Annotated in this window: 1 rRNA gene; it reads left to right on the top strand. The window is 53.3% G+C overall.

Going from position 1 to position 1,268, the window contains the following annotated elements:
- Positions 1–56 precede the first annotated feature (56 nt).
- Positions 57–1,268 (top strand): 23S ribosomal RNA (locus tag ACFFGN_RS36055); the annotation flags it as partial.

Raw genomic sequence — 1,268 nt, 5'->3', positions numbered from 1 at the left:
ATAGTGGACGCGAGCATCTTTATTTTTGTTGTCTTTAGTTTTTTGTTGTGTGTTGATGACAAGCTACTAAGGGCAATCGGTGGATGTCTTGGCACCAAGAGCCGATGAAGGACGTTGGAGCCTGCGATAAGCCCCGGGGAGTTGGCAACCAAGCTGTGATCCGGGGGTGTCCGAATGGGGAAACCCAGCTGGCATTCTAAAGCCAGTTACCAGTGCCTGAACACATAGGGTATCTGGAGGGAACGCGGGGAAGTGAAACATCTCAGTACCCGCAGGAAGAGAAAACAATAGTGATTCCGTGAGTAGTGGCGAGCGAAAGCGGAAGAGGCTAAACCATGTACGTGTCATAGCCGGCGAGCGTTGCGTATGTGGGGTTGTGGGAGCATTCAGATTCCTGTTGCCGCAGGGTCGGAGAGTCAGAAATTGTTGTTGAAGTCGAAGTTTTCTGGAAAGTCGTGCCGTAGAGGGTAATAGCCCCGTAGACGTAAGACGACAACTCTCGAGTGTTTTCCCGAGTAGCACGGGACCCCTGAAATCTTGTGTGAATCTGGCGGGACCACCCGCTAAGCCTAAATACTTCTTGGTGACCGATAGCGGAATAGTACCGTGAGGGAAAGATGAAAAGTACCCCAGGCGGGGAGTGAAATAGTACCTGAAACCGGTTGCCTACAATCCGTCGGAGCATTTCCTTTGTGGGGTGTGACGGCGTGCCTTTTGAAGAATGAGCCTGCGAGTTAGTGGTATGTGGCGAGGTTAACCCGTGTGGGGTAGCCGTAGCGAAAGCGAGTCTGAATAGGGCGTTTGAGTCGCATGCTCTAGACCCGAAGCGGAGTGATCTATCCATGGGCAGGTTGAAGCGCGGGTAAGACCGCGTGGAGGACCGAACCCACCAGGGTTGAAAACCTGGGGGATGACCTGTGGATAGGGGTGAAAGGCCAATCAAACTCCGTGATAGCTGGTTCTCCCCGAAATGCATATAGGTGCAGCGTCGCGTGTTTCTTACCGGAGGTAGAGCACTGGATGGTCTAGGGGGCTTACCGGCTTACCGAAATCAGCCAAACTCCGAATGCCGGTAAGTGAGAGCGCGGCAGTGAGACTGCGGGGGATAAGCTCCGTAGTCGAGAGGGAAACAGCCCAGATCACCAGCTAAGGCCCCTAAGCGCTTGCTAAGTGGAAAAGGATGTGGAGTTGCCCAGACAACCAGGAGGTTGGCTTAGAAGCAGCCACCCTTGAAAGAGTGCGTAATAGCTCACTGGTCAAGTGATTCC

Source organism: Kribbella deserti (assembly GCF_042434725.1).
Classification (GTDB): domain Bacteria; phylum Actinomycetota; class Actinomycetes; order Propionibacteriales; family Kribbellaceae; genus Kribbella; species Kribbella deserti.
This window is presented reverse-complemented; position numbering and strand designations above follow the sequence as displayed.